Genomic DNA, 26,901 nt, shown 5'->3' with positions numbered 1-26,901 from the left:
GTCAATTCTGTTGTGCCAGTTGGTCTATCCGTTTCGCCAACGCCACGTCCCGCGCGGTGAGCCCGCCCTCGGAATGCGTGGAGAGCGTGAAGGTGACCTTGCGCCAGCGGATATCGATGTCGGGGTGGTGGTTCGCCTCCTCGGCGGCGGTGGCGACCCGGCCGACCAGATCGATCCCGGCCGGGAACGACGACGCCTGGACGGTGCGGGCGATGCTGTCGCCGGTACGGGTCCAATCCGGCAGGTCCGCGAGTGCGGTGTGCAGTTCTTCCTCGGTGAGCAGTGGAGTACCCATACCCCGGTTGTACCCCTGCCGGCGCGTCCTATGTGCCGATCCGATCAGGTCGGGCGGGGAGCTCTCGCTTGATTTCGGTACGCTGTACCCGGCCGCATGCCCGGTGAGTTGTCTCCACCTGTCTTGTACGGATCCTCTACGGCGAGGGTTGGCCGGCAACCATTTCATTTTCAGCAGGAGGAATCAACGTGTCGTCTGTCGACTTCCGCAACGTCGCCATCGTGGCGCACGTCGACCACGGCAAGACGACGCTGGTCGATGCGATGCTGCGGCAGTCCGGCGCCTTCGCCGAACGCGCCGAGCTCGTCGACCGGGTCATGGACTCCGGTGACCTGGAACGCGAGAAGGGCATCACGATTCTCGCGAAGAACACCGCGGTGCACCGGCACAACGTCGACGGCACCGTGACGGTGATCAATGTCATCGATACCCCCGGCCACGCCGACTTCGGCGGTGAGGTCGAGCGCGGGTTGTCCATGGTCGACGGTGTCGTCCTGCTGGTGGACGCGTCCGAGGGGCCGCTGCCGCAGACCCGCTTCGTGCTGCGCAAGGCGCTGGCCGCGTCCCTGCCGGTGATCCTGGTCGTCAACAAGACCGACCGGCCCGACGCCCGCATCGAGGAGGTCGTCGAGGAGAGCCACGATCTGCTCCTGGATCTGGCCTCCGACTTGGACGACGAGGCTTCCGAGGCCGCCGAGCTGGCCCTGGACCTGCCCGTGCTCTACGCCTCGGGCCGCGAGGGCAAGGCTTCGACCAGCCGGCCCGAGAACGGCAACGCACCCGACGCGGAGAACCTCGACGAACTGTTCGAGGTCCTGATGAAGTACGTGCCCGCGCCCAAGGGCGACCCGACCGCGCCGCTGCAGGCGCACGTCACCAACCTGGACGCCTCGCCGTTCCTCGGCCGCATCGGGCTGGTGCGCGTCCACAACGGCACCCTGCGCAAGGGACAGAACGTCGCGTGGATGCACGGCGACGGCGTCAAGACCGTGAAGATCACCGAACTGCTGAAGACGATCGGCGTCGAGCGCACACCCGGTGAGGAGGCCGTCGCGGGCGACATCGTGGCCATCGCGGGCATCCCGGAGATCATGATCGGCGACACCCTCGCCGACGTGGAGAATCCGGTCGCGCTGCCGCGCATCACCGTCGACGAGCCCGCGATCTCGGTGACCATCGGCACCAACACCTCGCCGCTGGTCGGCCGGACGCAGGGACACAAGCTGACCGCCCGCATGGTGAAGTCGCGGCTGGATCAGGAACTGGTCGGCAACGTCTCGCTGCGCGTGCTGGACATCGGCCGCCCGGACGCGTGGGAGGTGCAGGGCCGCGGTGAGCTGGCGCTGGCCATCCTGGTCGAGCAGATGCGCCGCGAGGGTTTCGAGCTGACCGTCGGCAAGCCGCAGGTGGTCACCAAGCAGGTCGACGGCAAAGTGCACGAGCCGTTCGAGGAGCTGACCATCGACTGTCCCGACGAGTACCTGGGCGCGATCACGCAGCTGCTGGCCGCTCGCAAGGGCAAGATGGTGCAGATGAGCAACCACTCCGCGGGATGGGTGCGGATGGAGTTCATCGTTCCCTCGCGCGGCCTGATCGGTTTCCGCACCGACTTCCTGACCGAGACGCGCGGCACCGGCATCGCCAACGCCGTCTTCGACGGATACGCCCCCTGGGCCGGTGAGATCCGCGCCCGGCACACCGGTTCGCTGGTGTCCGACCGCGCCGGTTCGGTGACGCCCTTCGCCATGATCCAGCTCGCCGATCGCGGGCAGTTCTTCGTGGAGCCGGGCGCGGACACGTACGAGGGCCACGTCGTCGGGATCAACCCGCGCGCGGAGGATCTGGATATCAACGTCACCCGTGAGAAGAAGCTGACCAATATGCGTTCGGCCACCGCCGACGTGTTCGAGACCCTGGCCAAGCCGCTGCAGCTCGACCTCGAGGGCGCGATGGAGTTCTGCGCCGCCGACGAGTGCGTCGAGGTGACCCCGGAGGTCGTGCGGGTGCGCAAGGTCATCCTCGGCGCCACCGAGCGCGGCCGCGAGGCCGCCCGCCGCAAGGCCCGCGACCGGGCTGCGCAGAACGCGTAACCGGACTTCTCGTTCGTCGTGACGAAGCGTGAACACCTTGTCGCGCAACACTTCACAGTGTGCGCGACAAGCACGGCCGAGAGCCGTGTCATCCGGTGAGGCCGGACATGTACCCCTCTGGGCTCCGAGAAGTCGGGGCCTCGAGGGGGCCGATGACACCGGGCCGTGACTGGTGGAGTTGTCCGGGAGTTCGGAGAGGTATCGGGCGGTGAACGGAGAAGAGCACGACCTCAACGGATTTCACTCACCCCACCCCGCCGAGTGCAGCTGCGCGCAGCAGGTGACCACCTGGTTCACCTGGTTTCGCCGACCCCGTGAAACGCCAACTCCTGGCCGCGGCCCGGGTCGATTCTGGACTGACGGAGCGGGGGAGCGAAGCGGAGGAGCGGAGGAGGGAAGGATCGGCCCTTGGGGGCCCGCGGCCCGCCGGAGCGAAGCGGAGGCCGACGACACTGTTACAGTGCCGGGCGTGATGTCGGGGGCTTGCGCGACGCGGCGTGCCACGGTGCTGCTGCGGGCTGTTGTGTTGGTGCTGGCGACGTCGGTGACGTTGCTCGCCGGATGTACGGCGAATCCGCCGCCGCCGATCGAGAGCACGGACAGTCCGAAGACGCTGCCCGCCACGCCGACCAAGACCACGGTGGTGGTGGCGGTGGACGACATCGGGATCGGGTTCAATCCGCATCTGCGGTCGAATCAGTCCCCGGCCACCGATGCCGTTGCCTCGATGGTGTTTCCGAGTCCGTTCCGGCCGGTGCCCTCGCCGACGACGCGGGGCGCGACCGATTGGGTGCCCGACAGCGCGTTGATGGTGTCGGCGGATGTGACCTCGCAGAATCCGTTCACCATCACCTACCGGTTGCAGGATCAGGCGTCCTGGTCCGACGGTGCGCCGATCGCGGCGGAGGATTTCCGTTATCTGTGGCAGCAGATGATCACCGAACCGGGCGTGGTCGATCCGGCCGGTTACCGGATGATCACCGATGTGAGCTCCTCGCAGGGCGGTAAGACGGTGACGGTCACGATGAACGGGGCCTATCCGGCGTGGCGGAGCCTGTTCACCGATCTGCTGCCCTCACATCTGCTCAAGGACGCGCCCGGCGGATTCGAGCGGGCGCTGACCCTGGACCGCGGGCTGATCGATCAGAATCCGATCTCCGGCGGACAATTCCGGGTGAAACAGGCCGACGCCGGTCGCGAGGAGATCCTGCTCGAACGCAACGACCGGTACTGGGGCACACCGGCGGTGCCGGATCAGATCCAGCTGCGCGGCGGCGGCACCACCGCTCAGGTGGCCGAATCGCTGCGTTCGGGCGACGCGCAGATGGCGCTGGTGCACGGCACCGCGGCGACGCAGGCGCAACTCGGCGCGGTGCCGTCGGTGCGGACCGCGAGCATGCCGCAGGCCCGGGTGATGCAACTGGTGCTCAACGGCCGTACCGGTGATCTCAGCGACGTCCGGGTGCGGCGCGCGGTGCTGGGTCTGGTGGATCCGGGACTGCTGGCCTCGGTCGGCGCGCAGACCGGCAGCTGGGTGGAACCCGCTCGCGCGCAAGTACTTTCGCCGTCCGATCCCGGATACGCTCCGACCGAGCCGCCGCGTATGAGCGCCGATCAGGCGTTCGGGCTGCTCGCCGAGGCGGGATTCGCGCGCGCGCCCGAGACGCCGCCGACCAATTCGACGACCTCGCCCGCGCCGCAGCCGCGGCAGGTCGCCAAGGACGGCAAGACCCTCACCATCCGGATCGGCGCGGTGGACAAGGATACGACCGCGCTCGCGGTCGCCAATACCGCCGCGGACCAATTGCGCAGTGCCGGAATCGATGCCATCGTGCGCAACCTGCCCGCCGACGAGCTCTACGGCAAGGATCTGCTCGACGGCACCGTCGACGCGATCGTCGGCTGGGAGCAGGCCGGCGGTGATCCCGCGACCGTGCTGGCCTCGCGCTACGGCTGCCCGCCCGCCGCGCCGCCCACCGGACAGACCGATACCGCGTCCGCGCAGGCCGAGACGATCCGCAAGGCCCCCGGCAACGTGTCCGGGGTGTGCGATCCGGCCCTGCAACCACAGATCGACGCGGCCCTGCGCGGTATCGATCCGCCCAAGACGATCGCCGAGGCCGAGCCGAAGCTGTGGGATCTGGCGACCGTTCTGCCGATCGTGCAGGACAACGGTGTCGCCGCGGCCGGGCCCCGGATGGACGGTGTGTCGCTCAGCGGCTCGATCGGGGTGGGCATCTTCGGCGGCGCGGCGAACTGGCGGCGCCTGTCGTGACCGAGAACTTCCCGGTCGGCGGCCTGCTGCTGGTGCACGCGCATCCGGACGACGAGACGATCATCACCGGCGGCACCATCGCGCACTATCGGCGGCGGGGTGTGCCGGTGACCGTGGTGACCTGCACCCTCGGCGAGGAGGGCGAGGTCATCGGCGAGGAGTGGGCGCAGCTGGTGAGTTCGGCGGCCGATCAGCTCGGCGGCTATCGGATCGGCGAATTATCCAGTGCCCTGGCGGAATTGGCGGCCGGACCGCCGCTGTTCCTGGGCGGCGCGGGGCGCTGGCGGGACTCCGGCATGTCCGGCACCACCGCGGCCCCGCGTGAATCGGAGGCGGCGCTGCACCCGCGGGCGTTCGTGAAGTCCGGTGACGCCGCGGTCGAGGCCCTGGTGCGGATTCTGCTCGAGGTGCGGCCCGCGGTGGTGATCTGTTACGACCCCAAGGGCGGTTACGGGCATCCGGATCATCTTCGCGCACACCGGATCACGATGGACGCGGTGGACCGTGCCGCCGAAAGAGGTTGGGACGTACCGAAACTCTACTGGTCCGTCACCGACGCCACCGTGCTGCGCCTGCACACCGAGGCGCTGGCCCGCCGCACCGTCGATCAGCTCCCCGGCGCCCTCCCGGCCGGTTGGCAACTGCCCGCCGAGGGCGAATTATCCTGTGTCCCAAGCGAATCGGTGACCACCACGATCGACGTCTCCGAGGTGCTGCCCGCCAAACGCGCGGCATTGCGCGCCCATGCCACCCAGGTCGGCGTTGCCCCCTCCGGCCGCGAATTCGCCCTCTCGAACAACATCGCCCAGCCGATCCTGCCCGAGGAGCACTACATCCTCGTGCGTGGGCAGCGTGGTGAGGTCGGCCCCGACGGCCGCGAACACGACCTGTTCTCGGGCCTGGGCATTCTGCACTGACGCTGCCCTGCCGTTGGGGCGAGCCGCCGTCGGACGGTATGTGCACTGTGTCGATGCCGCGACCGGATGTGACGTTCGGCGAGCGCGGCCATTGCCGCGCCGGATGCGATAGCAGCCGCTGACCGCAGGAGTACGTGCCGGTGACGGGGCGCCGTCGCGATCTTGTGATGCCCGGCGCGGGGCTGTGGGGGCGGCTCTAGACTGAGCGGCATGTACAACTGGAGTCTGCAGGATGCCATCGCGGCGTTCGTCCAGAGTCAGCAGCCACATTTCCAGGCGCAACACGACCTGTATCTGTCGGTGCTGTACTCCTTCGTCGATCTGCAGAGTCACCTGCTGACGCTGCTCGGCTTCCCGCCCGTCCCGTGACGGCCCCGGCGATCGGCCGGGTGAGTTCCTCGGTGGACGAGCAACGGCCCGGGTTCGTGCTGGCCGGTACCGCTCTGGTCGTGCTGCTGGTGTTCAACGGCCTGCTGACCTTCGCGGTCGAGGTGCTGTATCTGCCGACCTACATCGGCGCGACTCCGTTTCCGATCAGCGCGGCCTTCGCGGCGGTGATCAATCTGGTGCTGGTGCTCGGCATGGGGACCGTGGTCTCGCGCCCGGCCACGATGTCGCTGCCGGTCCTGGCGTGGCTGGTGGGTTTCGTGGTGTGCCTGACGACGGGCCCCGGCGGTGATGTGATCCTCACCGACAGTTGGACCACACCGTTGTTCCTGGCCTGCGGGGTGGTGCCCGCGGGCTGGTATCTGTTCTGGCGCGGGTTCGTCCTGCCAGCGCGCAACGCGGGGAAGGCCGCCGGGCGCTAACTCCTGTCCAGGTGGATGGTGAGCGTCGCGACGATCGCATCGGTCCGGCTGCGCAGGGATGCCGCCAGGACCGGGCCGCGAGGGTTGTGCAGCAGACGCTGCCACCAGTGCTGGGTGTCGATCTCGGCGAGCAGCACCGTGACGTGCTTACCCTCGGCGGTCCGTTTGCGCACGTAGCCGACCAGGGTTGCGACGAGGCTGCGGTTGGGGCAGGGCAGCACGGTCAGGGGAATGCCCGGATCCCACTTCTCCCACTTCGCGCTGAGCTTCTTCGTCGCGCCCGGATCGATGGCGGCCGCGACCGCGGCGACCTCCCCGCCCATGCGCATGGCCGCCTCGAGGGCCTGTTCGGTGATCGTGCTGACGGTGACGACGGGGACCACGACCAGCGCCGGTCCCGACGGCACGGGTGTGGGCGGTATCCGGCCCATACCCAGTTGTTCGGCGATCATGGCGTAATACCGTTCGGTGCGCGCGAACAGCAGGATCAGCACCGGCACGATGATCAGCAGCAACCACGCGCCCTCGGTGAATTTCTCTGCCAGCAGCACGATTCCGGCGATCGCGGTGAGGATCGCGCCGAAGCCGTTGAGCGCGGTGCGCCAGATCCAGCCCGGTCCGCGCTGATGTCGCCAATGCCGTACCAGGCCGACCTGACTCAGCGTGAAGCCGATGAAGACGCCGATCGCGAAGACCGGCAGCAGCCGGTGCGTGTCGGCGTCCACCGCCAGCAGCACGATCGCGGCGAGTACGGCCAGGGCGGTGACGCCGTAGCGGAAAACCGGTCGCTCCGAACGCATCGCGAACATGTGCGGTACTCGGTGGTCCTTGGCCAGCAGAGCCAGCAGCACCGGTAGACCGCCGAAGCTGGTGTTCGCGGCCAGGACCAGGACCAGCGTCACGGCGAGATTGGTGACGTAGAACGCCCAGCCGGTGCCGAACGCGGCCGCCGAGAGCTGAGCCAGGACGGTCACGTCGCCGCGCGGCACGGTGTGGTACTTCCCGATCAGCACGGCGAGTCCGAGCAGCATGAGCCCCAGCAGCACACCTAGAGCTACCTCGGTGTGCTGGGCGCGCCGCACCGCGGGCGTGCGGAACGACGGGACCGCGTTGGCGATTGCCTCCACACCGGTCAGCGAGGAGCATCCGGCCGCGAATGCCCGCAGCAGCAGGACGATTCCGACCGTGGCGGTCGGCGAGATCGGTCCCCGATCGGTGCCGATGACGCTGACCGGCGTGGATCTGGCCAAGCCGAACGCGATGACCGCGATGATCGCCACCACGAAGACGACCGTCGGGCCCATCAGCACTTTCGCCGACTCGGCGACGCCGATCAGGTTGATCGCGGTCAGTATCGCCAGGCCGATCAGCGTGACCAGCAGCAGATGATCCGCCAGGTCCGGGAACACGCTGGCCAGACTCGCGGCCCCGGCGGCCAGACTGACCGCGACGGTGAGGACGTAATCCACGACCAGACTGGCCGCGGCGAGCAGGCTCGCTCTGCGGCCCAGATCCTTCTTCGCCACGGCGTAGGCGCCGCCGCCGTCGGGGTGTGCGGCGATGACCTGCCGGTACGACAGCACCAGGACGACCAGCAGAGCGGCGATCGCCAGCGATACCGGCAGCGTCCAGGTGACCGCGGCGGCACCCGCGGTGACCAGGACGAGCACGATCGATTCCGGACCATAGGCGACGCTGGTGAGCGCGTCCAGCGACAGCGCGGCCAGACCGCCGAGCGCGGTCAGCCGGAACTGGTCGCCGCGCTGGTGCCTGCGCAGCCGCCGATCCGCGATCGGGCGTTCGGAAGTATTCCTCTGCCGCGTCTGCACCATACGAACCATTGAACGCGAGGCAGCCGCGCGCCGTAACAGCGACACATCAGCAACCTTTTGCCGGATGAGGGAAGGGCGCATCGGCGTCCCGGTCGTGACGGTCAGCGCTGTCGGAGCGCGCGCTGGTGCGGTCTTGCGGGCCCGGGTGCCCGGCACGGGACTACCGGTGTCGCCGGAGTCGGTGTGGCGTTGCGGTTCCGGTGCGCCGGGCGTGGACTACCGGTGCGTTCCGATGCGCCGGGCGCGCTCACGGTGCGGGACTCGCAGCCCGGCTGTAGTTGTACGGGTTCGCCCTCAGCGGTCGCCCAGTCGTCCGGGAGTCACCGCCTCGATCAACGACCACGCCTGTTCCAGCGGAACGTCCACGACTCGGTACCGCTTCTTGCCCGCGGCGGTCGCGGCGACGAGGGTGGCCAGGCCCGCGCGGCGCTGGAAGAAAGTCTGGCGGACGGTCCAGCCGATGATGCCGGGCGCTTCGAGGCAGTCGCGGTCGCGGTCCAGCGAGCCGTTGCGGGTGATCAGCCAGGTCGGACCCGTTGCGTCACCGGGTATGACCGCATGCCCGAGGCCCCGATAGCGATCCTGCGCGAGCGCCAGCGCGATCACCGCGACGACGGCCAGGACGCCCCATACCCACGCCGGAATCCCTACTCCCGCAACGTCGATCGCCGCCATGATCGCCGCGATGACCAACAGCGGTGTCAACGCCCGGGTGAACCGTCGCCGTCGCGCGCGGCCTCCGTGCGGGATCAGCGCGACGTGTGCGGGCGCTGCGGCATCCTGTGTCGCGGACGTAGTCCGAACACCGGATGACGCGGATTGCGTTGAGGATGAGCCTATTTCATGCGTGCCGGGGATGCTGTCCGTGCCGGTCCATGGGCTCGCGGCGGTGATCGGACCGACGTGGGAGCCGGGGCGCTCGCCCGCAATCGCGCTGGCGTCCGTTGTGTCGGGGGCGGCGAAGCGGGCGGTCGACGCGTGCTGGGCCGCATCGTCCGAAACGTGGTATTCCGTTGCACTGCTGGATATTCCGGCATCGGCGGTGATCGGTCGCGTCTCCCGCTGCCGCTGCCGCTGGCGGCTGGTGAGCAGCTGGGCGAGTGTGCTGTCCACGGCGGTGCGGGGGGCTTGCGGGAGGATCTTCTGGCGGGAGCTGGTGCCGGTCATGATGGCGTCGAGTTCCGCACCGCCCGCGAGACGCAGTAGCAGCGGCTCTTTCAGTGTCGCGCCGCGCAGGCGAGCCAGGTCCAGAGTGGTCTGGCGGGTCGTGAACAGGCCGTGGCTGATGTGCAGTGTGCGGCCGTCATCGACGACGCGCAGGCCGAAATACGTTGTCAGATAACGCAGGCAGTCGCCAAGCGTCACCACGACGATCAGTGCCGCCAGGACGATCACGACGGTCACCGTGATGAATGCCGCACCGCGGGCGCCGATCGCGGCGACCGTATCGGGATCGAACAGCACGTTGGCGATGCCGAATTTGAAGGCCAGGCCGACGATCGGAGCGATGACCGCGAGCCCGCGCAGCGACAGCGGCGCGTACCGGACCCAGGCCGGTTGCCAGTGGCCGATCTCGATTCCCCTGTGCGGCTGTGGCTCCGGCTGGGACCGCTGTGGAACATCCTGTACCGCAGGCGGTTCCACGTCGTGCAGTAGCAGCGCGCGCAGTTCGGGAACCTGCCGAGCGTCGACGCCGTCGAGATGGAAGCGCTCCTGTTTGTCCGCGTGCTGTCCGGTGCCGATGGCCAGGACGACCAGTCCGAGCAACCGGTGCATCAGATCCGCGTGCACGTCCACCGAGCGGATCCGCGAGCGCGGCACCGTCAACGTCTTGCGCTGCAGCAGTCCGCGCCGCAACTGCACGGTGTCCGGGCCGATCCGGTACGTGGTGGTGAACCAGCGCGTGAGCGCCAGCCCGACGATCACCACCAGCGCCGCCAGGCTCCACATCGGATTGTCGCTGCGACTGCCCGCGATCACGGTCACGATCAGCACCGGGATGAACCGCACCACCTCGCGCACCGGATGCAACAGCAGCATCCGGCCGTCCAGCCGACGCCAGGGCGTCTCGGTGTTCCTCGCCTCGCCGGAGGTATCCGCACCGGTCGGGTCCGGCTCGGTCACGTCGCGTCCCCTCGATGCGTCGCGGCGACCTCGGTCAGCCGCTCGACGGTCTGCTCGGCGGTCGCCAGATCCAGTGCGGGAATCCGCACCGCGCCGGCGGAGGAGGCCGTGGTCACGGTGACCGTCGCGAGGCCGAGCAGCCGTTCGAGCGGCCCGCGGTGCGTGTCGACGGTCTGCACGCGGCTGATCGGCGCGACGCGGCTCTCCTGGGTGAACCAGCCGGTACGGGTGTACACCGCCTCCTCGGTGACCTCCCAGCGGTGTACCGCGTACCGCCACAGCGGCACCCCGGCGACGTGCGCCGCGGCCACCGCCAGCGTGATCACCAGCGCCGTCCACTGCCAGGCGCGGTTGGCCGAGTCCGAGAGGATCCACACCACTTCGGCGATCACCACGATCCCCCATCCGATCGCCGCCGGTATCGCCCAGAGCGTCTTCGCGCGCGGACTCGGTCGCCATGCCGGTTCCGCGAGAACGGTTTGCTCGAGTGGAATTCTTTCCTGGCCCATCGCCCCTCCGTATGCCATACCGCCAATAGTGCATCAAATCGGGCATCGGCGTGACCGGTGTCGCGGCGGGGTTCGCGCGGGTCGGATCTCCATCGCGGGCAGGGGTGAATTCCCCCGAATCCGGAACAGCTGGAATAGGGTGCGCAGGCGTCGGGTTGTCTCACCTCAGGCACCGAAGGGAGAACTGTCGGATGGTTGGCGCATGATCGAGGGCGTGACGGAGCTACCTGAACCAGGCGTCCCAGCCGCCGCACCAACTTCCACGGCGATGCGCCGGGCGTTGCAGCGCGCACAGGACGGGGCGACGCTCGACCTCGACGAGGCGGTGGTTTTGCTGCACGCCCGCGGTGCGGATCTGGCGGATCTGTGCGCCTCGGCGGCGCGGGTGCGCGACGCGGGATTGCGCGCGACGTACGGCGACCGCGAATCGGGCTTGCCGATCACCTATTCGCGCAAGGTCTTCATTCCGTTGACCAACCTGTGCCGGGACGTCTGCCACTACTGCACGTTCGTCACCGTGCCCGGAAAGCTGCGCGCCGCGGGCAAGGGTATGTACCTGGAGCCCGACGAGGTGCTGGAGATCGCTCGCAGCGGCGCCGAAATGGGTTGTAAGGAAGCGCTTTTCACGCTCGGCGACCGTCCCGAGGAACGCTGGCCCGAGGCGCGGCAGTGGCTCGACGAACGCGGTTACGCCTCGACGCTGGACTACGTGCGCGCGATGGCGATCCGGGTGCTCGAGGAGACCGGTCTGCTCCCGCACCTGAATCCGGGCGTGATGAGCTGGGCGGAACTCACGCGGCTCAAACCGGTCGCGCCGTCGATGGGCATGATGCTCGAGACCACCTCCGAGCGGCTGTTCACCCAGCGCGGTCAGGCGCACTACGGCAGTCCGGACAAGGATCCGGCGGTGCGGCTGCGCGCGCTGAACGACGCGGGCCGGGTGTCTGTGCCGTTCACCACCGGCATCCTGGTCGGCATCGGCGAGACCCTCACCGAACGCGCCGAATCGATCATGGCGATCCGGCAGGCGCACAAGGCATTCGGGCATGTGCAGGAGGTGATCGTGCAGAACTTCCTGGCCAAACAGGGCACCGCGATGCGCAACACCCCCGACGCCGGTCTCGAGGAGTTCCGCGCCGCTATCGCGGTGACCCGGCTGCTGCTCGGTCCCGAGATGCGCATTCAGGCCCCGCCGAATCTGGTCTCGCTGCAGGAGTGCCGCGCCCTGGTCGACGCCGGTATCGACGACTGGGGCGGGGTTTCCCCGCTGACACCCGATCACGTCAATCCCGAACGGCCCTGGCCGAATCTGGACACCCTCGCCGAACTCACCGCGCAGTGCGGTTACGTGCTCACCGAGCGGCTCACCGCCCATCCGCGCTACGTGCTGGCCGGGCAGCCGTGGATCGATCCGCAGGTCGCGGGACACGTTGCGGCCCTTACCGATCCGGAGACCGGCCTGGCATTGCCGGTGAATCCGCAGGGCAGCCCGTGGCAGGAGCCGGACGAGTCCGGGTTCGGCGTCGACGGGTTCGACGACTGGCAGACCGCGAGGGAAGAGGTACTGTCCCTGTCCGCGCCGGTCACGTCGGACAACGACGCCCGCTGACCGGAAGGATATCGCCGCCGGAATCGGCCGTCCGGTGCGTGCGCGGACTGCCGCCCATGGTGTGCCGCGCCACACCGATCCTCCCGGCGTCACTTGCCGGTCGATCGAGGGCCGCGCGGTGGCTACGATGTGCCGTGGTGCCGCATGCGGTAGGCGGCCGAAGTTAGGCAAGGCTGACCAGTAGTAACGTGTGATGCCGGGATACTGTTGCGCGGGCGGAGTATCCCGCAGGCAAGGACAGACTAGGAGAGCGGCAGTGCCGTACATCATCGCTGAACCGTGCGTTGACGTGAAGGACAAGGCGTGCATCGAGGAATGCCCTGTGGATTGCATCTACGAGGGTGGCCGCATGCTGTACATCCATCCCGACGAGTGCGTGGACTGTGGTGCATGTGAACCGGTGTGCCCGGTGGAAGCGATCTTCTACGAGGACGACACCCCGGACCAGTGGAGCGGGTACGTCAACGCCAATGTCGACTTCTTCGACGACCTGGGTTCCCCGGGCGGTGCGACGAAGGTCGGCAAGGTGGACTTCGATCCGCCGTTCATCGCGGCGCTGCCGCCGATGGCGAGCGAGTAACGACGTTGTCGGAGCGTCACCGCGGCGGGAACGACGGCCCCGCAGGAGGCAGCTTGCGTAACCACGGAGGGGACCGTTCCCGCCGCCATCGAACTCCAGCCAGTAGTCTGCTACCTGATTTCCCTTGGGACACCATCGCTTCGGCGAAGGCGCGGGCGGCCGAGCATCCCGGCGGCATCGTCGATCTCTCGGTGGGCACGCCGGTCGATCCGGTCGATCCGCTGATCCGTTCGGCGCTGGCCGCCGCCGCCGACGTGCCCGGATATCCGGCCACCCACGGCACGCCCGAGTTGCGGGCCGCGGCGGTCGAGGCGCTGGCGCGGCGGTTCGGCATCACGGGTGTGGTGCGGGACGCGGTGCTGCCCGCGATCGGCACGAAGGAGCTGATCGCCGGGCTGCCGCGGCTGCTGGGGCTGGGTGCGTCCGATCTGGTGGTCATCCCCGAGGTGGCGTATCCGACCTATGAGGTGGGTGCGCTGCTGGCGGGCACGCGGGTGCTGCGCGCCGACGGGACGACCCGGCTCGGCCCGGAATCCCCGGCGCTGATCTACCTGAACTCGCCGTCCAATCCGACCGGCAAGGTCCTGGGCGTGGATCATCTGCGCAAGGTGGTCGACTTCGCCCGTCAGCGCGGTGCGATCGTGGCCTCCGACGAGTGCTATCTGGGTCTGGCCTGGGACGAGCCCGCGGTCTCGATCCTGGACCCGCGTGTCTGCGACGGCGACCACACCGGTCTGCTGGCGATTCATTCGCTGTCGAAGACCTCGAATCTGGCCGGGTACCGCGCCGGATTCGTCACCGGTGATCCGGCGCTGGTGCGCGAACTGCTCGAGGTGCGCAAACATGCCGGAATGATCATGCCGTTCCCGGTGCAGTCGGCCATGACCGCGGCGCTGAACGACGACATGCACGAGGCGCAGCAGCGCGAACGTTATCGCGCGCGTCGCGAGATCCTGCGAAAGGCGTTGCAGGAGGCGGGTTTCCGGATCGATCATTCGGCGGCTGGCCTGTACCTGTGGTCCACGCGCGGGGAGAACGGCCGTGCCACCCTCGATTGGCTGGCCGAACGCGGCATCCTGGCCGCCCCGGGCGACTTCTACGGCCCCACCGGTATGGACCACGTCCGGATCGCGTTGACCGCGACCGACGAGCGGATCGCCGCCGCGGCCGAACGGCTCACCGAGGAGTGATCGGATTACCCTGTCACGCAGGGGAATCCGGGCCCGCGGGTTCGATCCGCGGATCCGCGTAGACCGTGGCCTCGCTATCGGATTCGCTCATCCGCTGCGCGGCGCCGTCGGTGACGCGCAACGTGTACAAGCCCTCGTCGGGGTCGAGGCAGATCAGCCCGTAGCCGATATCGGCATCGGACTCGCTCAGGTGTAATTCCCGCAGAGCGTCGTCCAGGGTCGCGCCCTGGTGCAGCCGGACGGTGAGTAGCGGCATGCGTCCACGGTACTGGATTTCTCCGCGGAGGAAGGGCCCGAGTTCTCGGGCCCTTTCCCGACACCGGTCCGGTGTCTAGGCGCGGGCCGCGGTCGACTTCCGGAGTTCGGCGAGGACCGCCGACGCGTCGATCGTCCCGTAACCGTAGTCGTAGTCGAAACCGGACTGGTCGTGATGGGTTGCGGTGCGCTGCAACAGGGCTCGCAGCTGGGCCGGGGGCAGGGCGGTGGCCGGATGGGTGGTGCGGATGGCCGCGACCAGCCCCGCGGCGACCGGGCAGGCCGCCGACGTGCCCGTGTCCGGATCGGTCGCGCCGTAGACCGTGGAACCCAGGAAATGGGTGTAGGTGCAGACGTCGGGTTTGCGATCGCTCAGGCGGCCCGGCCCCTGCGAGGAGTAGCCGACGCGCTGTCCCTTGGTGTCGACGCCGCCGATGCTCAGCACGTTCGGGCTGGAGTTGGCGCCGCCGATCGGGTGGTCGGGGTAACCGCAGCGGCTGTCCGGGCAGTCCTTGCCGCAGTTCCCGGCGGCGAACAGGATGTCCGCGCCCGCGGCGTCGAGCGAGCGGACGATCACGTTGAACGGATGGTTGGGGTTGTCGGAGTAGTTACCGGCCTGGCCGACCGGGAAGTCCCACTGCGGTGAGAACGAGCCCCAGCTGTTGGAGATCACCAGTGCGCGGGTGGCTTCCGGCTGATCGGACAGCACGGTGCGCAGATGGGCGTAGGCGGCCACGGCATCGGACAGCAGGCCGTCCATGGTCGATCCGCCCTGGCGGGTGCTCTTCATGACCGGAATATCGAGGTACGTGGCCCGCGGTGCGGCGATCAGCGCGTCGAAGGCACACATGCTGCCGTGGTCCACCGGGAACTGGCCCGCGGTTCCGGTGACGCCCTGGGGATTCCAGCTGCGCTTGGTGTCGATGGTGAACGTCCCGCCGCGCGCCTGGTTGACGCGATCGGCGTTGATGCCGGTGTCCACGATGGCCAGGGCGACGCCGTTGCCGGTCAGCCCGGCGGCGGTGAGATCGCCGGTGCGAAGCAGGGTTTCGACGTCGTGCCAGCCGCCGACGGCCGGGTCGCCGCCGCAGGTGAGCACGGTTTCGATGACGGGATCGGCGAAAACCCCTGTGACGGTGGACAAACCGTGCAGGGCTGGCAGTACGCCCTCGTCGTCGTCCGGAATCTCACCGCGCACCAGGACCGAGCCGTCGGCCGGATGGGCGGAGAACGTCTCCGGCCCACCGGAACCACCCGGCGTCAGCCCCGGAATGTGGACCGGATCGTAGGCGTTCTCGAGGGCGAAACCGGGCAGATCACCGACCACATCGGTCGCCGCGACCTGCGTGCCGGGATCGGCAACGGCGGCAAGGAGTTCGGTGGCGGGGTGAAGCTGGATCACTACGCGCATGAATACCATCCTGCCGCCTGAGCCCCCGGTTCGCTCGGCGGATGCGGAGATTCGCACGTGCGATCCGGAAACGGCTGTGCCGCACGAGGAACGTGCGGCACAGGGTCGACGCCTGCTATCCGGTGGCTCAGACCAGCGGGCGGCCCAACCTGCGCTGTAACCGCATGTAGGACAGGCAGGTATTGAGCGGAGCGGCGCGGATGATCGTGGGCATCCGGGTCCACACCGCCGAGACCGACCGCAGCAGCATGGTGAAACGACGTTCGTCCCCGGCGGTCCAGGTCATGCCCATCTGATCGCGAAGGTGTTGCGGCAGTAGCGCTGTCACGCCGAATCGGTGCACGCGGGCGAACAGCAGGCGCGGTACCGGGGAGAGCCACTTCAGGTCGATCATCTCGTTGAAGTAGTCCCGCACGGTGTCGTCGATGGTGCGCTTGGCGATGTTCTCATCCCAATACCGTTGGAAGGCAGCACGATCCGCGGGCCACATCTCCGGACGCATCTGCAGGGTGGTGCCCAGCCGCGCGCTGTAGCGGTAGAATTCTTCGGCCAGTGCGGGTTCCATCGGTCCGCGCATGCGGGTGTACAGGTCGTCCACGCCCCAGTACAGGCAGGCGGCCACCCACAGCTGCAGATTCGGGTCGAAGGCGTTGTACTTGACCGCCGCGCCCGGCTCGGAGTGCACCGGGCGGTGCGAGCCGTTGACGGCCTCGCGGTACGCGGCGCGATCCTCGTCGTCGCCCATCCAGGCGACCGCGAGGTAGGTCAGCGTGGTGCGCAGCCGCTTGACCGGATGCAGTGACGCCTTGCCGCTGTCCACGGTGCTCTCCACGACGCCGTAGCCGACCGGCGGGTGACTCAGCTGCATGACGACGTTCGCGGCCCCGCCGATGAACGCGGCGATGCCGTCGATGTGTTGGCGGACCGTCTCCGGGGTAAGTGTCACCGGCGGGGTCTGCTCTGGCTCGGCCCACTGCTGGGGGGCGGCGGTCATCGTCGACTCGTCTCCTCGATCTCTCTTCACGCCACTCGACGGAAGAAGTGTGAGAAACTTTCCTTCTCACTTTCTCATCGAGATCTGGACCTGTCAAACGCTGCGGCCGTAAAGTTGGCTGCGTGCGGTGATTTCATGGTCATCGTCGTGCAGAGAGAGGATACGGTCGTGACCAAGTTGGCCAAACTTCTGCCGCTCGTGCGTGACGCGGCTCCGGAGGATCGCAATCAGGCGACGGTGCTCGACGCCGCGCTGCTGGCCTTCCTCGATTTCGGGATCAAGCGCACCAGCATGGTGGAGGTCGCGCGGCGCGGCGGACTCTCGCTGGCCACCCTGTATCGGCGGTTCGCGGGGAAGTCCGATCTCATCCAGGCCGTCGGGCTGCGGCAGGCGCGCGAGTTCATCGACCAGGTGGATACGGTCGTGCAGCGGCAGATCGACTCCGAGGCCGGCGCCGAGGAGCAGATCGTCGAGCTGTTCGTCGCCTTCCAGGACGGACTGCGCAGCAATCGGCTGCTGGATCGGCTGCTGACCACCGAACCGGAGATGGTGCTGCCCTATCTGACCGTGCGCGGCGCGCCGGTCATCGAACTCGGGCGCGACTACCTGGCCGAATTCATCGAACGGTTGCAGCGGGAAGGCAAACTGCCGCAGTACGATCCGCTGCCGCTGGCGGAGATGATCGCGCGCACCGCCCTGTCCATGGCGCTGACCCCGCAGACGGTCATCCCGCTGGACGACGACGCCGCGGTCCGCCGCTTCGCCCGCGATCACGTGGTGCCGGGCTTCCGGATCCCCTGAGCCGCACCGTTTCCGGCGTGTATCGGCGGTGCGGCGAAAAGTGGCAACGCCCTGCGCTTTCCCCGATGTTCAGCGCGATCCGGCTGTCCTCGGCGCGCTGAGCTCGGCGACGCTGCCGAACCGCCGCTGGTGCGCGGAAAGCGGTGGCAGGCGGAGCGACCGGTAGCTACGGCGGCTCGGTGCGCCCCGGGTGATCGGTTGTCGGTCGGTGCCGCGCTCCGGGTTCGATGGCCGTTCGGAACGGTGGACGTGTGCGGCTTGGTAGGTTGAAGCGGTGTCGTATGGGTCGTTACCGCTGCTGAAGTCGTTGAATCCGGCCGTCGTCGCCGCGGGGGCGGATATTCCCGATGCCGTCACGATCGACGGGCATACGCTCTCGCGCAGCGATCTGGTCGGCGCGGCGACCTCGGTGGCCGAGCGGGTCGCGCAGGCCGAGCGGGTCGCGGTGCTGGCGCGGCCGAGCGCCACGACGGTGCTGGCCGTCCTGGGCTGCCTGATCGCCGGGGTCACGGTGGTTCCGGTGCCGCCGGATTCCGGACCCGCCGAGATCGCGCACATCCTGTCCGATTCCGGGGCACAGGCGTGGCTCGGTGCGGCTCCCGAGAATACGGAACTGCCGGTGATCCCGGTGCGCACGCACGCCCGATCCTGGCACACCTATCCCGAACCCGGCCCGGACACAACGGCTTTCATCCTCTACACCTCCGGCACCACCGGTGCGCCCAAGGGGGTCGTGCTGAGCCGGGGCGCGATCGCCGCCGGACTTGACGCGCTCGCGCAGGCGTGGGCATGGACCGCGGACGACGTTCTGGTGCAAGGACTTCCGCTGTTTCACGTGCACGGCCTCATTCTGGGGCTGCTGGGCCCGCTGCGGGTGGGCAGCCCGCTGGTGCACACCGGCAAGCCGACGCCCGCCGCCTACGCCGCGGCGAAGGGCACGATGTACTTCGGGGTGCCGACGGTGTGGTCGCGGGTCGTCGAAGATCCCTCCGCCGCAAGGGAACTGGCGAATGCACGACTGCTGGTATCCGGCAGCGCGCCGCTGCCGGTGCCGGTGTTCGAGCGGTTGCGCGAGCTCACCGGGCAGGCTCCGGTGGAGCGTTACGGAATGAGCGAGACCATGATCACCGTGTCCACCCGAGTGGACGGGGAACGCCGTCCCGGCTGGGTCGGCACCCCGGTCGAGGGCGTGCAGACCAGGCTGCGGGACGAATCCGGCGAACCCGTCCCGCACGACGGCGAGAGCATCGGCGCACTCCAGGTGCGCGGGCCGATGCTGTTCGGCGGCTACCTGAACCGCCCCGAGGCCACCGCCGAGAGCTGGACCGAGGACGGCTGGTTCCGCACCGGCGACGTCGCGGCGATCGACCCGGACGGCTTCCACCGCATCGTCGGGCGGGAATCGGTGGACCTGATCAAATCCGGCGGCTTCCGGATCGGCGCGGGCGAGATCGAGACCGCCCTGCTCGGTCATGCCGCGGTCGCCGAGGTCGCCGTGGTCGGCGTCCCGGACGACGATCTGGGCCAGCGCATCGTCGCATTCGTCGTGCCGCGCGAGGATGTCCCCCAAGGACTGGAGCAAACCTTGATCGACCATGTGGCACAACAGCTTTCGGTGCACAAGCGGCCGCGCGAGGTGCGGTTGGTGGAATCGCTGCCGCGCAATGCGATGGGCAAGGTGCAGAAGAAATTGCTCGGTTGACCGTCAATCCCGGCCGATGCCGCTCAATTCCGACGGTGATTGCAGTGCCGTGTGCAGATATCTCTCGACCGGTCTGCCGCGCATGAGTTCGAGGCCTTTCTCGGCCCGTGCCGCGCGTGCGGCGGGGTCGGCGAGATATCGCAGACACGTCCCGACGAGTTCGTCGTAGTCGACGAATTCGATCGCGTCGGCGAATTCCTCGGTTGCGGCGGCGTCGACGCAATCCTCCGATATCACGAATATGCTGTTGGTCAGCAGATACGAGATGCGGACGATTTCGAATATCCGTGGGCCGAAATGGATGTTCAATACGATCTTCGCGCGGGCGTACAGGGCGTCGCGGGCCTTGCCGTAGACATTGCAGTGCGCCTGCGCGTTCACCCCGGCCGCGCGCAGCTGTTCGATGATCCAGGCCCGCCTGCGGTTCGGACTACCGATGAACAGCACGTCGATATCCTGCGTCTCAGCGGGCGGAATGCGCTCCATCTCCGGCGCGCTGCCGATCGGCACATGCCGGACGTTCGTCACGCCGAGCGTCGCGAGTGTTTCGATATTGTGGCGGCTGTAATCCCAGACGACGTGCCGGCGAAACATGTCCAGCAGCCAATCGGTCGCCCATCCCTCGCCCGGAATGATCTGCTCCAGATTGTAGAGAATCGCACCTTCGGGAGCCTCGAGTCCCCACCATGCCATCGTATTGCTGCCGAATATGATGTGCGTCCGATTGGGCAGGCTCAGATCGTCGGCGAGTACGCTGCCGTAGCCCAGGCGAATCAGGCCCCAGTTCACGGTCTCGGCCACCTCGCGAAATGCCTCGCGATGTATGTACTCCTTGGGTGGCGAGATCGTGACGGCGAATCTCATTCGTTCGGTGTGCAGCGGCAATTCGAAACTCGCCTCCGGCCGAAATGTCGACATCCGAGGTGCCATCGCGGCGTTCCGGCCTCCTCACCCGCCCCGCACCGCGATCAACCGTAACTCGAGTGCTGCCGGGCCGCACAGGTTGTGCACAGTTACATCGAATTGCCTTGGTTACCAAGGCAATTCGATGAACGCTCTCAGTTCGCGTGCAGGGCGGCGTTGAGTTCGATACCGGTGCCCTTGCGTGCGACCACCTCCACCGCACCGGTCAGCGAATTGCGCCGGAACAGCAGATTCGAGCGTCCGGTCAGGTCGGCGGCCTTGACGGTGCCGCCGTCCGGGAGCGCGACCTTGGTGCCCGCGGTGAGGTAGAGCCCGGCCTCGACGATGCAATCGTCACCGAGGGAGATGCCCAGACCGGCGTTCGCGCCGAGCAGGCAGCGCTCGCCGATCGAGATGACCTGCTTGCCGCCGCCGGACAACGTGCCCATGATCGAGGCGCCGCCGCCGACGTCCGAGCCGTCGCCGACCACCACACCGGCCGAGATGCGACCCTCCACCATCGACGCGCCCAGCGTCCCGGCGTTGAAGTTCACGAAACCCTCGTGCATGACCGTGGTGCCCTCGGCCAGGTGCGCGCCCAAGCGCACCCGGTCCGCATCGCCGATGCGCACACCCGAGGGCAGCACGTAGTCGACCATGCGTGGGAATTTGTCCAGGCTGTACACCGTGACCGGACCGCGGGCGCGCAACCTGGCGCGCACCAGCTCGAACTCCTCCACCGCGCACGGGCCGTAGTTGGTCCACACGACATTGGCCAGCAGGCCGAACTGACCGTCGAGGCTCAGCCCGTGCGGGCGCACCAGGCGATGCGAGAGCAGATGCAGCCGCAGGTAGACATCGTGCGCGTCGACCGGGGCGGCGGACAGGTCGGAAATCGTGGTGCGCACCGCGACCACCTCCACCCGGCGGGCCTCGTCGACACCGATGAGATCGGCGAATCGCGCGTACTCGGGATCGGCCGGACCCAGTTTCTCGGTGCCGCTGGTACCGAATTCGCCCAGCTCGGGGTACGGAAACCAGGTGTCCAGAACCGTACCGTTCACGGTGACGGTCGCCACGCCGACTGCGGATGCTCCCTGAATACTCACGGTCCCGAGTGTATGGGCAGGCCGGGTGCGGCGGGGTTCGCGGGTGCCGCCCGATGCATCGCGGCCCGGGAGCCGGAGTTCGCGAGCAATTAGGCTGGTACGAGTGACCATCGATCTGCGCGCCGATCCCATCACCCTCACCGCCGCCCTCGTGGACATCCCGAGCGTGTCCAAGGACGAGGCGGCGATCGTCGACACGGTGACCTGGGCGTTGCGCGAGCAGACCACCGGCTTCGAGGTGCTGCGCTGCGGCAACACCGTACTGGCCCGCACCGATCGCGGCCGGGACACCCGCGTCATCCTGGCCGGACACCTGGACACCGTGCCGATCGCGGGCAACGTCCCGGGCCGGTTCGAGACGCTGGACGGGCAGGAGACGCTCTACGGGTGCGGCAGCGTCGACATGAAATCCGGTGACGCGGTGTTCCTGCACCTGGCCGCCACGGTCGCCGATCCGGTCTGCGATCTGACGCTGATCTTCTACGACTGCGAGGAGATCGCCGCGGAGTTCAACGGCCTGGGCCGCATCGAACGCGAACTGCCCGAATGGCTCGACGGCGATCTGGCGATCCTGGGCGAGCCGTCGGGCGGCTGGGTCGAGGCGGGATGTCAGGGGACACTGCGGGTCCGGCTCACCGCCCGCGGCACCCGCGCGCATACCGCGCGAGCCTGGCTGGGCGACAACGCGATTCACGCCCTCGCCCCGATCCTGCAGCGCCTGAGCGAATATCGGCCGCGCGAGGTGGACATCGACGGTTGCGTCTATCGCGAGGGGCTGTCGGCGGTGCGGATCGGCGGCGGCGTGGCCGGTAACGTGGTGCCGGACGAGGCGACGGTGGACGTGAATTTCCGCTTCGCCCCGGACCGTTCGCTCGAGCAGGCGACCGAGCATGTGCGCCAGGTGTTCTCGGGCCTGGACCTGGACTTCGAACGCACCGACGGCGCATCCGGCGCGCTGCCCGGACTGACCGCGCCCGCCGCGAAGAACCTTGTCGAGCAGGTGCATTCGCACGGCGGCGGTGGCGTGCGCGCCAAATACGGCTGGACCGACGTCTCCCGCTTCGCAGCCCGCGGCATCCCCGCGGTCAACTTCGGCCCCGGCGACCCCAACCTCGCCCACACCGTCGACGAACACGTCCCCACCGCCCAGATCACCACGGTCGCCGACATCCTCCGCGGTTATCTCACTCGCGCATGACAATTGGCTCGGTTGAGCAGGAGGCCCTGCGGATCCGGGCCTGTCGCTCGGATGCCGGCGGAACCCCGGCGGAAATCACCTGGGACACCGCCCCTGAATGTCCCGGCATCAAGGCCGGGGCTCGCCCCGGTCCTGGACTGACGGAGCGGAGGAGCGAAGCAAGGGGGAGCGGAGGGCGGGAAGGACCGGGGTCACGAGGGCCTCGGCTCGCCGGAGCGGAGCGGAGGCCGCAGATACAGTTGTTTCATGTCGAGTGAATCCGAGCCCGTTGTATCCCGATCGCCTCGGTCGGCGCCGAAGTTCCGGGGGCCGATCATGTTGCGGGGGGATCGTAAGCGGGGGACCGGTACCACCGATCAGCATCTGCTCGACGGGCGCGGGCCGACCGATTGGGTGCACACCGATCCGTGGCGGGTATTGCGGATTCAGAGCGAATTCGTGGAGGGCTTCGGCGCGCTCGCCGAGATCCCGAGGGCTGTAACGGTTTTCGGGTCCGCGCGGACGCCGGTGAACCATCCGGAGTATCAGGCCGCGCAGGCGATCGGCGGTGCGCTCTCGCGCGCCGGATTCGCGGTGATCACCGGTGGTGGGCCGGGTGTGATGGAGGCCGCCAATCGGGGTGCGCACGAGGCGGGCGGCTACTCGATCGGGCTGGGTATCGAACTGCCGATGGAACAAGGCCTGAACGAGTGGGTGGATCTGGGTATCAACTTCCGCTATTTCTTCGCTCGTAAGACAATGTTCGTCAAATATTCGCAGGCGTTCATCTGCCTGCCGGGCGGATTCGGCACGCTGGACGAGCTGTTCGAGGCGTTGACCCTGGTGCAGACGCACAAGATCACCCGCTTCCCGATCATTCTGTTCGGCACCCGATACTGGTCGGGTCTGGTGGACTGGCTGCATGATTCACTGCTGGGGTCGGGGAAGATCTCACCCGGTGATCTGAGTCTGGTGGAGGTCACCGACAGTGTCGAGAAGGTCGTCGAGATCGTGGTTCGCGCTGCCGATAGCCGCGGTGACGATGCGATAGGGACGGAGGATCAGTGGTGAGTGAGCGGCCCTTCGCGGTGTGCGTCTACTGTTCGGCCAGTGCCGGGGATGCGGCGCATCTGCGGCTGGCCGTCCAGGTCGGCACCGAGATCGCCCGGCGCGGTTGGCAATTGGTGTCCGGAGGTGGCAACGTATCGATGATGGGCGCGGTCGCGACCGCGGCCCGCTCCGGTGGCGCGCGCACGATCGGGGTCATCCCGAAACAGCTGGTGCATCACGAGGTCGCCGATGTCGAGGCCGACGAGCTGATCGTCACCGACACCATGCGCGAGCGTAAGCAGATCATGGAGGATCGAGCCGACGCCTTCCTCACTCTGCCCGGTGGTATCGGCACGCTGGAGGAGTTCTTCGAGACCTGGACCGGCGGGTATCTCGGTATGCACGACAAGCCGGTGGTGGTGCTCGATCCGCTGGGCCACTATCGGGGCCTGTTCGCCTGGATCGAGCAGCTGCTCGACAGCGGTTTCGTCAGCCGGTCCTCGCTCGACCGGGTGCGCGTGACGCCGGATCTGCAGCAGGCGTTCGACATGCTGGCATCCCTTCCGAACTGAGACCCGAAAACCGCTGGAGGACACCGTGACCGCGGACGTCGTCACCCTGCTCGATCTGGTGCGCAAACTGCCCGCGCTGGCCCCGGACGTGCCCGGCATGCTGCGCGCGGCGACCGGAATGCTGGTGCGTCCCGATGACCGGGCCTCGATCGGTTCGTACTTCCAGCGTGCGGCCGAGAGTGTGCCGGATCGCCCCTTCCTGCGCTACGAGGGACGCGAATACACTTACGGCGCAGCGAATCTCGAAGTGAACCGCTATGCGGCTGTGCTGGCCGAGTGCGGGGTCTCGCGCGGCGACGTGGTCGGGGTGTTGATGACCAATCGGCCCGAGACGTTGTTCGTGGTGCTGGCGGCGGTCAAGCTCGGCGGGACGGTCGGTCTGCTCAATCATCATCAGCGCGATCGGGTTCTGGCGCACAGCGTCGGACTGCTCGGCAGTGTGGTGAACGTGGTCGGTGAGGAGTGCCGCGAGGCCCTCGAGTCGCTGTCCGAACCTCCCGCGAATCTGCTCTTCGCCGAGGAACTCGCCGACCGCGCCACCGCTCAGCCGACCGCGAATCCGGCTGTCTGCCAAGAGGTCCGGGCCAGCGAGCGGGCCTTCCTGATCTTCACCTCCGGCACCACCGGCCTGCCCAAGGCCAGCGTGATGACGCATCTGCGGTGGATCAAGGGGATGGCCGGACTCGGTGGTCTCGGTATCCGCCTGCGCGGCGAGGACACTCTGTACTGCTGCCTGCCGCTCTATCACAACAACGCGCTGACCGTCGCCCTGGGCGCGGTCCTGGGATCACGTGCGAGTTTCGCACTGGGGCGCAAGTTCTCCGCGTCCGGCTTCTGGAACGAGGTGACCGAGAACCGGGCCACCGCGTTCATCTACATCGGCGAGCTGTGCCGCTATCTGCTCAATCAGCCCGAAAAGCCCGGGGAGCGAACGCATTCGGTGCGTTTGGCGGTCGGCAACGGGCTGCGCCCGGAGCTGTGGGACGAGTTCCGGCGACGTTTCGGCATCGGCCGGATCGTGGAGTTCTATGCCGCGAGCGAGGGAAATATCGGCTTCATCAACGCATTCGGCGTGGACCGCACCGCCGGATTCGGACCGCTGCCGTACGCGATCGTCGAAGTGGACGACGCCACCGGCAAGGCGCGACGTTTCGAGGATGGCCGAGCCCGGCGCGTACGGTCCGGCGGGACCGGCCTGCTGCTGGCCAAGGTGACCGGACGTTCCCCCTTCGACGGCTACACCGACGAATCCGCGACCGAGGCGAAGTTGGTGCGCAACGCATTTCGCGACGGCGACTGCTGGTTCGACACCGGAGACCTTGTGCGCGACCAGCATTGGCATCACATCGCCTTCGTCGACCGCCTCGGCGACACCTTCCGGTGGAAGGGGGAGAACGTCGCGACGACGGAGGTCGAAGGCGCATTCGACGGATTCGATCCGATCACCCAGGCCGTGGTCTACGGCGTCGACGTCCCCGGCGCGGACGGCAAGGCCGGAATGGCCGCGGTGACCCTGCGCCCCGGCGCGGACTTCGACGGCAAATCCCTGGCCACCCATCTCTACGGTCGGCTACCGGCCTACGCTGTCCCTCTGTTCATTCGGGTGGTCGAGGAACTCGAAACCACCAGCACTTTCAAGAGCCGCAAGGTGGACCTTCGCAAACAGGGGTTCATCCCGGACGAAAACACCACCCTCTACGCTCTGTCCGGCCGCGCCGACGGGTACGTCCCCCTGTACGACACCTACCTCGCCGAGGTCGCAGCGGGCGCCAAACCCTGACCTTGACCGCATTGCAGGTCGGCAGCACGTCCGGCAGGCCGCCGACGTCGATCTCGTCGCATCGGAACGGTCGTCATCAGGTCCGCTCGACCGGGGGCTTCTTCCGGAGCGGCTGACCTGGCGAATCCGCATGTTCATGGACGTCCTGCGGTCGCCCGGTGGTGGCGCACACAACAGTGGGTGCGCCATGCGCCAGTGAGCCTCGGCCCGGTTCGGTGTCAACGCCGCTGCGCGTACTGGCCCGCAGCGGCCCAGTCGATCATCACGCAAGCCTCGTCACCGAGGACCCACGCATCGTGTCCGGGCGGGCAGAACAGGAAATCGCCTGGACCGATATCGTTTTCGGTGCCGTCGTCCATGTGGATCCGCATCCGGCCGGACACGCAATAGCCCGCGTGCGTGGCCTGACAGCTGTCAGTGCCGGCGATCGGTTTGACGTGTTGCGACCAGCGCCAGCCCGGTTCCAGCACGGCGCGGCCGACCGGACCGTGTGGTGTGTCGACCACGTCCATCCGTCCGGCTCCGGACTCGAAGGGGCGCGATTCGTCGGGGTCGTCGAGACTTCTCACGACCAGGCGCTGTGTTCGACCGTCGGACATGTCGTCCTCGCGCACCAGATCGAGATTGCGGAAGACCGCCGGGCCGTCACACAACTCCGCGAGCTCTTCGGCGAACCGGGTCGTCTCGGGAAGACCCGAATTCTGCATCGCCTCGGTGTAGGAGGGAAATTCGACCATTTGCAGATACGTGTTCGCGCGGTCGCGATCCCGGGTCTCCATACCGTGCAGTGCTGTGCGTTTGCCCGCCGTCGCGGCGAGCCAGGCGTCGAGCTTCTCGTTGAACTCGTCGATATGCGTGGTCTTGAACTCGATCGCCTGAACGAACCTGGTCATTACGGGGACTCCTTCGCAGAAGAC

At 68.0% G+C, this 26,901-nt stretch carries 23 protein-coding genes and 1 pseudogene; 14 read left to right on the top strand and 10 right to left on the bottom strand.

Annotated elements, in window-relative coordinates:
* Position 1: 1 nt before the first annotated feature.
* Complete coding sequence (locus NM2_RS12380) at positions 2 to 295, bottom strand: 4a-hydroxytetrahydrobiopterin dehydratase (RefSeq protein WP_067667746.1); 294 nt, start codon at positions 293 to 295, stop codon at positions 2 to 4.
* A gap of 188 nt (positions 296 to 483) precedes the next feature.
* On the opposite strand from NM2_RS12380, the gene typA reads away from it, so the two are divergent.
* The 5 genes from typA to NM2_RS12360 all read left to right on the top strand — a co-directional run bounded on the left by typA (position 484) and on the right by NM2_RS12360 (position 6,386).
* Positions 484 to 2,385 carry a translational GTPase TypA gene (gene typA, locus NM2_RS12375; protein WP_067667744.1) on the top strand — a complete coding sequence of 634 codons (1,902 nt, stop codon included), beginning with the start codon at positions 484 to 486 and terminating at the stop codon, positions 2,383 to 2,385.
* Positions 2,386 to 2,857: 472 nt separating this feature from the next.
* Positions 2,858 to 4,660, top strand: coding sequence for an ABC transporter family substrate-binding protein (locus NM2_RS12370; RefSeq protein ID WP_067667742.1), 1,803 nt, complete (start codon positions 2,858 to 2,860; stop codon positions 4,658 to 4,660).
* Positions 4,657 to 5,577 (top strand): N-acetyl-1-D-myo-inositol-2-amino-2-deoxy-alpha-D-glucopyranoside deacetylase, encoded by a 921-nt coding sequence (gene mshB, locus NM2_RS12365; protein WP_067667740.1) that lies wholly within the window; start codon positions 4,657 to 4,659, stop codon positions 5,575 to 5,577. Before NM2_RS12370 ends, mshB begins: the two co-directional genes overlap by 4 nt.
* A 210-nt stretch (positions 5,578 to 5,787) precedes the next feature.
* On the top strand, positions 5,788 to 5,946 hold the full coding sequence (locus tag NM2_RS50195) for a hypothetical protein (protein WP_169816163.1): 159 nt from the start codon (positions 5,788 to 5,790) through the stop codon (positions 5,944 to 5,946).
* Positions 5,943 to 6,386, top strand: a complete 444-nt coding sequence (locus NM2_RS12360; protein ID WP_157121049.1) for a hypothetical protein — start codon at positions 5,943 to 5,945, stop codon at positions 6,384 to 6,386. The genes NM2_RS50195 and NM2_RS12360 overlap by 4 nt, the downstream gene beginning before the upstream one ends.
* Here NM2_RS12360 and NM2_RS12355 read toward each other — a convergent pair.
* The 3 genes from NM2_RS12355 to NM2_RS12345 all read right to left on the bottom strand — a co-directional run bounded on the left by NM2_RS12355 (position 6,383) and on the right by NM2_RS12345 (position 10,869).
* Positions 6,383 to 8,218, bottom strand: coding sequence for an APC family permease (locus tag NM2_RS12355; RefSeq protein ID WP_067667738.1), 1,836 nt, complete (start codon positions 8,216 to 8,218; stop codon positions 6,383 to 6,385). The genes NM2_RS12360 and NM2_RS12355 overlap by 4 nt on opposite strands.
* A gap of 294 nt (positions 8,219 to 8,512) precedes the next feature.
* The gene (locus NM2_RS51550; protein ID WP_439956866.1) at positions 8,513 to 10,258 is read right to left on the bottom strand and encodes a PH domain-containing protein; all 1,746 of its coding nucleotides are present in this window, start codon (positions 10,256 to 10,258) and stop codon (positions 8,513 to 8,515) included.
* Between the two features lie 80 nt (positions 10,259 to 10,338).
* Positions 10,339 to 10,869 carry a PH domain-containing protein gene (locus NM2_RS12345; RefSeq protein ID WP_245717977.1) on the bottom strand — a complete coding sequence of 177 codons (531 nt, stop codon included), beginning with the start codon at positions 10,867 to 10,869 and terminating at the stop codon, positions 10,339 to 10,341.
* A gap of 184 nt (positions 10,870 to 11,053) precedes the next feature.
* On the opposite strand from NM2_RS12345, the pseudogene cofG reads away from it, so the two are divergent.
* The 3 genes and pseudogenes from cofG to dapC form a co-directional block, all read left to right on the top strand.
* Positions 11,054 to 12,364 (top strand): annotated as a pseudogene (gene cofG, locus NM2_RS12340) (7,8-didemethyl-8-hydroxy-5-deazariboflavin synthase CofG); the annotation flags it as partial.
* 352 nt (positions 12,365 to 12,716) lie between these two features.
* Entirely contained in the window at positions 12,717 to 13,040 is a 324-nt protein-coding gene (gene fdxA, locus NM2_RS12335; protein ID WP_040827607.1) for a ferredoxin, read from the top strand.
* Between the two features lie 53 nt (positions 13,041 to 13,093).
* Positions 13,094 to 14,230: a succinyldiaminopimelate transaminase gene (gene dapC / locus NM2_RS12330; protein ID WP_067667734.1), complete on the top strand. Its 1,137-nt coding sequence runs from the start codon at positions 13,094 to 13,096 to the stop codon at positions 14,228 to 14,230.
* A 13-nt stretch (positions 14,231 to 14,243) separates the two neighbouring features.
* On the opposite strand, the gene NM2_RS12325 is transcribed toward dapC, so the two are convergent.
* The 3 genes from NM2_RS12325 to NM2_RS12315 form a co-directional block, all read right to left on the bottom strand.
* Positions 14,244 to 14,486 (bottom strand): hypothetical protein, encoded by a 243-nt coding sequence (locus tag NM2_RS12325; RefSeq protein WP_067667732.1) that lies wholly within the window; start codon positions 14,484 to 14,486, stop codon positions 14,244 to 14,246.
* A gap of 75 nt (positions 14,487 to 14,561) precedes the next feature.
* Positions 14,562 to 15,896 (bottom strand): S8 family peptidase, encoded by a 1,335-nt coding sequence (locus NM2_RS12320; protein ID WP_067667909.1) that lies wholly within the window; start codon positions 15,894 to 15,896, stop codon positions 14,562 to 14,564.
* Positions 15,897 to 16,023: 127 nt separating this feature from the next.
* The gene (locus NM2_RS12315; protein ID WP_067667730.1) at positions 16,024 to 16,890 is read right to left on the bottom strand and encodes an oxygenase MpaB family protein; all 867 of its coding nucleotides are present in this window, start codon (positions 16,888 to 16,890) and stop codon (positions 16,024 to 16,026) included.
* Between the two features lie 168 nt (positions 16,891 to 17,058).
* Here NM2_RS12315 and NM2_RS12310 point away from each other — a divergent pair, with 168 nt between their 5' ends.
* Both NM2_RS12310 and NM2_RS12305 read left to right on the top strand, forming a co-directional pair.
* Positions 17,059 to 17,691 carry a TetR/AcrR family transcriptional regulator gene (locus tag NM2_RS12310; RefSeq protein ID WP_067667906.1) on the top strand — a complete coding sequence of 211 codons (633 nt, stop codon included), beginning with the start codon at positions 17,059 to 17,061 and terminating at the stop codon, positions 17,689 to 17,691.
* 274 nt (positions 17,692 to 17,965) lie between these two features.
* Positions 17,966 to 19,393: an acyl-CoA synthetase gene (locus tag NM2_RS12305; RefSeq protein WP_067667728.1), complete on the top strand. Its 1,428-nt coding sequence runs from the start codon at positions 17,966 to 17,968 to the stop codon at positions 19,391 to 19,393.
* Between the two features lie 3 nt (positions 19,394 to 19,396).
* Here the strand turns inward: NM2_RS12305 and NM2_RS12300 are convergent, their stop codons facing one another.
* Together NM2_RS12300 and dapD are read right to left on the bottom strand one after the other, a co-directional pair.
* The gene (locus NM2_RS12300; RefSeq protein ID WP_157121048.1) at positions 19,397 to 20,257 is read right to left on the bottom strand and encodes a CgeB family protein; all 861 of its coding nucleotides are present in this window, start codon (positions 20,255 to 20,257) and stop codon (positions 19,397 to 19,399) included.
* Positions 20,258 to 20,451: 194 nt separating this feature from the next.
* Positions 20,452 to 21,405, bottom strand: a complete 954-nt coding sequence (gene dapD, locus NM2_RS12295) for a 2,3,4,5-tetrahydropyridine-2,6-dicarboxylate N-succinyltransferase (protein ID WP_067667724.1) — start codon at positions 21,403 to 21,405, stop codon at positions 20,452 to 20,454.
* Between the two features lie 103 nt (positions 21,406 to 21,508).
* Here dapD and dapE point away from each other — a divergent pair, with 103 nt between their 5' ends.
* From dapE to NM2_RS12275, 4 genes are all read left to right on the top strand, one after another.
* Positions 21,509 to 22,603 (top strand): succinyl-diaminopimelate desuccinylase, encoded by a 1,095-nt coding sequence (gene dapE, locus NM2_RS12290; protein ID WP_067667722.1) that lies wholly within the window; start codon positions 21,509 to 21,511, stop codon positions 22,601 to 22,603.
* 315 nt (positions 22,604 to 22,918) lie between these two features.
* Positions 22,919 to 23,653, top strand: a complete 735-nt coding sequence (locus NM2_RS12285) for an LOG family protein (protein WP_439956864.1) — start codon at positions 22,919 to 22,921, stop codon at positions 23,651 to 23,653.
* On the top strand, positions 23,650 to 24,204 hold the full coding sequence (locus NM2_RS12280) for an LOG family protein (protein ID WP_439956863.1): 555 nt from the start codon (positions 23,650 to 23,652) through the stop codon (positions 24,202 to 24,204). Before NM2_RS12285 ends, NM2_RS12280 begins: the two co-directional genes overlap by 4 nt.
* A 25-nt stretch (positions 24,205 to 24,229) precedes the next feature.
* Positions 24,230 to 25,984 carry a long-chain-acyl-CoA synthetase gene (locus NM2_RS12275; protein ID WP_084530827.1) on the top strand — a complete coding sequence of 585 codons (1,755 nt, stop codon included), beginning with the start codon at positions 24,230 to 24,232 and terminating at the stop codon, positions 25,982 to 25,984.
* A gap of 218 nt (positions 25,985 to 26,202) precedes the next feature.
* Here NM2_RS12275 and NM2_RS51545 read toward each other — a convergent pair whose 3' ends face one another.
* A complete protein-coding gene (locus tag NM2_RS51545) occupies positions 26,203 to 26,877 on the bottom strand; it encodes a cupin domain-containing protein (protein WP_245717976.1) in 675 nt (224 codons plus the stop codon).
* Positions 26,878 to 26,901 lie beyond the last annotated feature (24 nt).

Origin of the sequence: Nocardia miyunensis NBRC 108239, from assembly GCF_001613065.1 — a bacterium.
Taxonomy (GTDB): Bacteria; Actinomycetota; Actinomycetes; order Mycobacteriales; family Mycobacteriaceae; genus Nocardia; species Nocardia miyunensis.
This window is presented reverse-complemented; position numbering and strand designations above follow the sequence as displayed.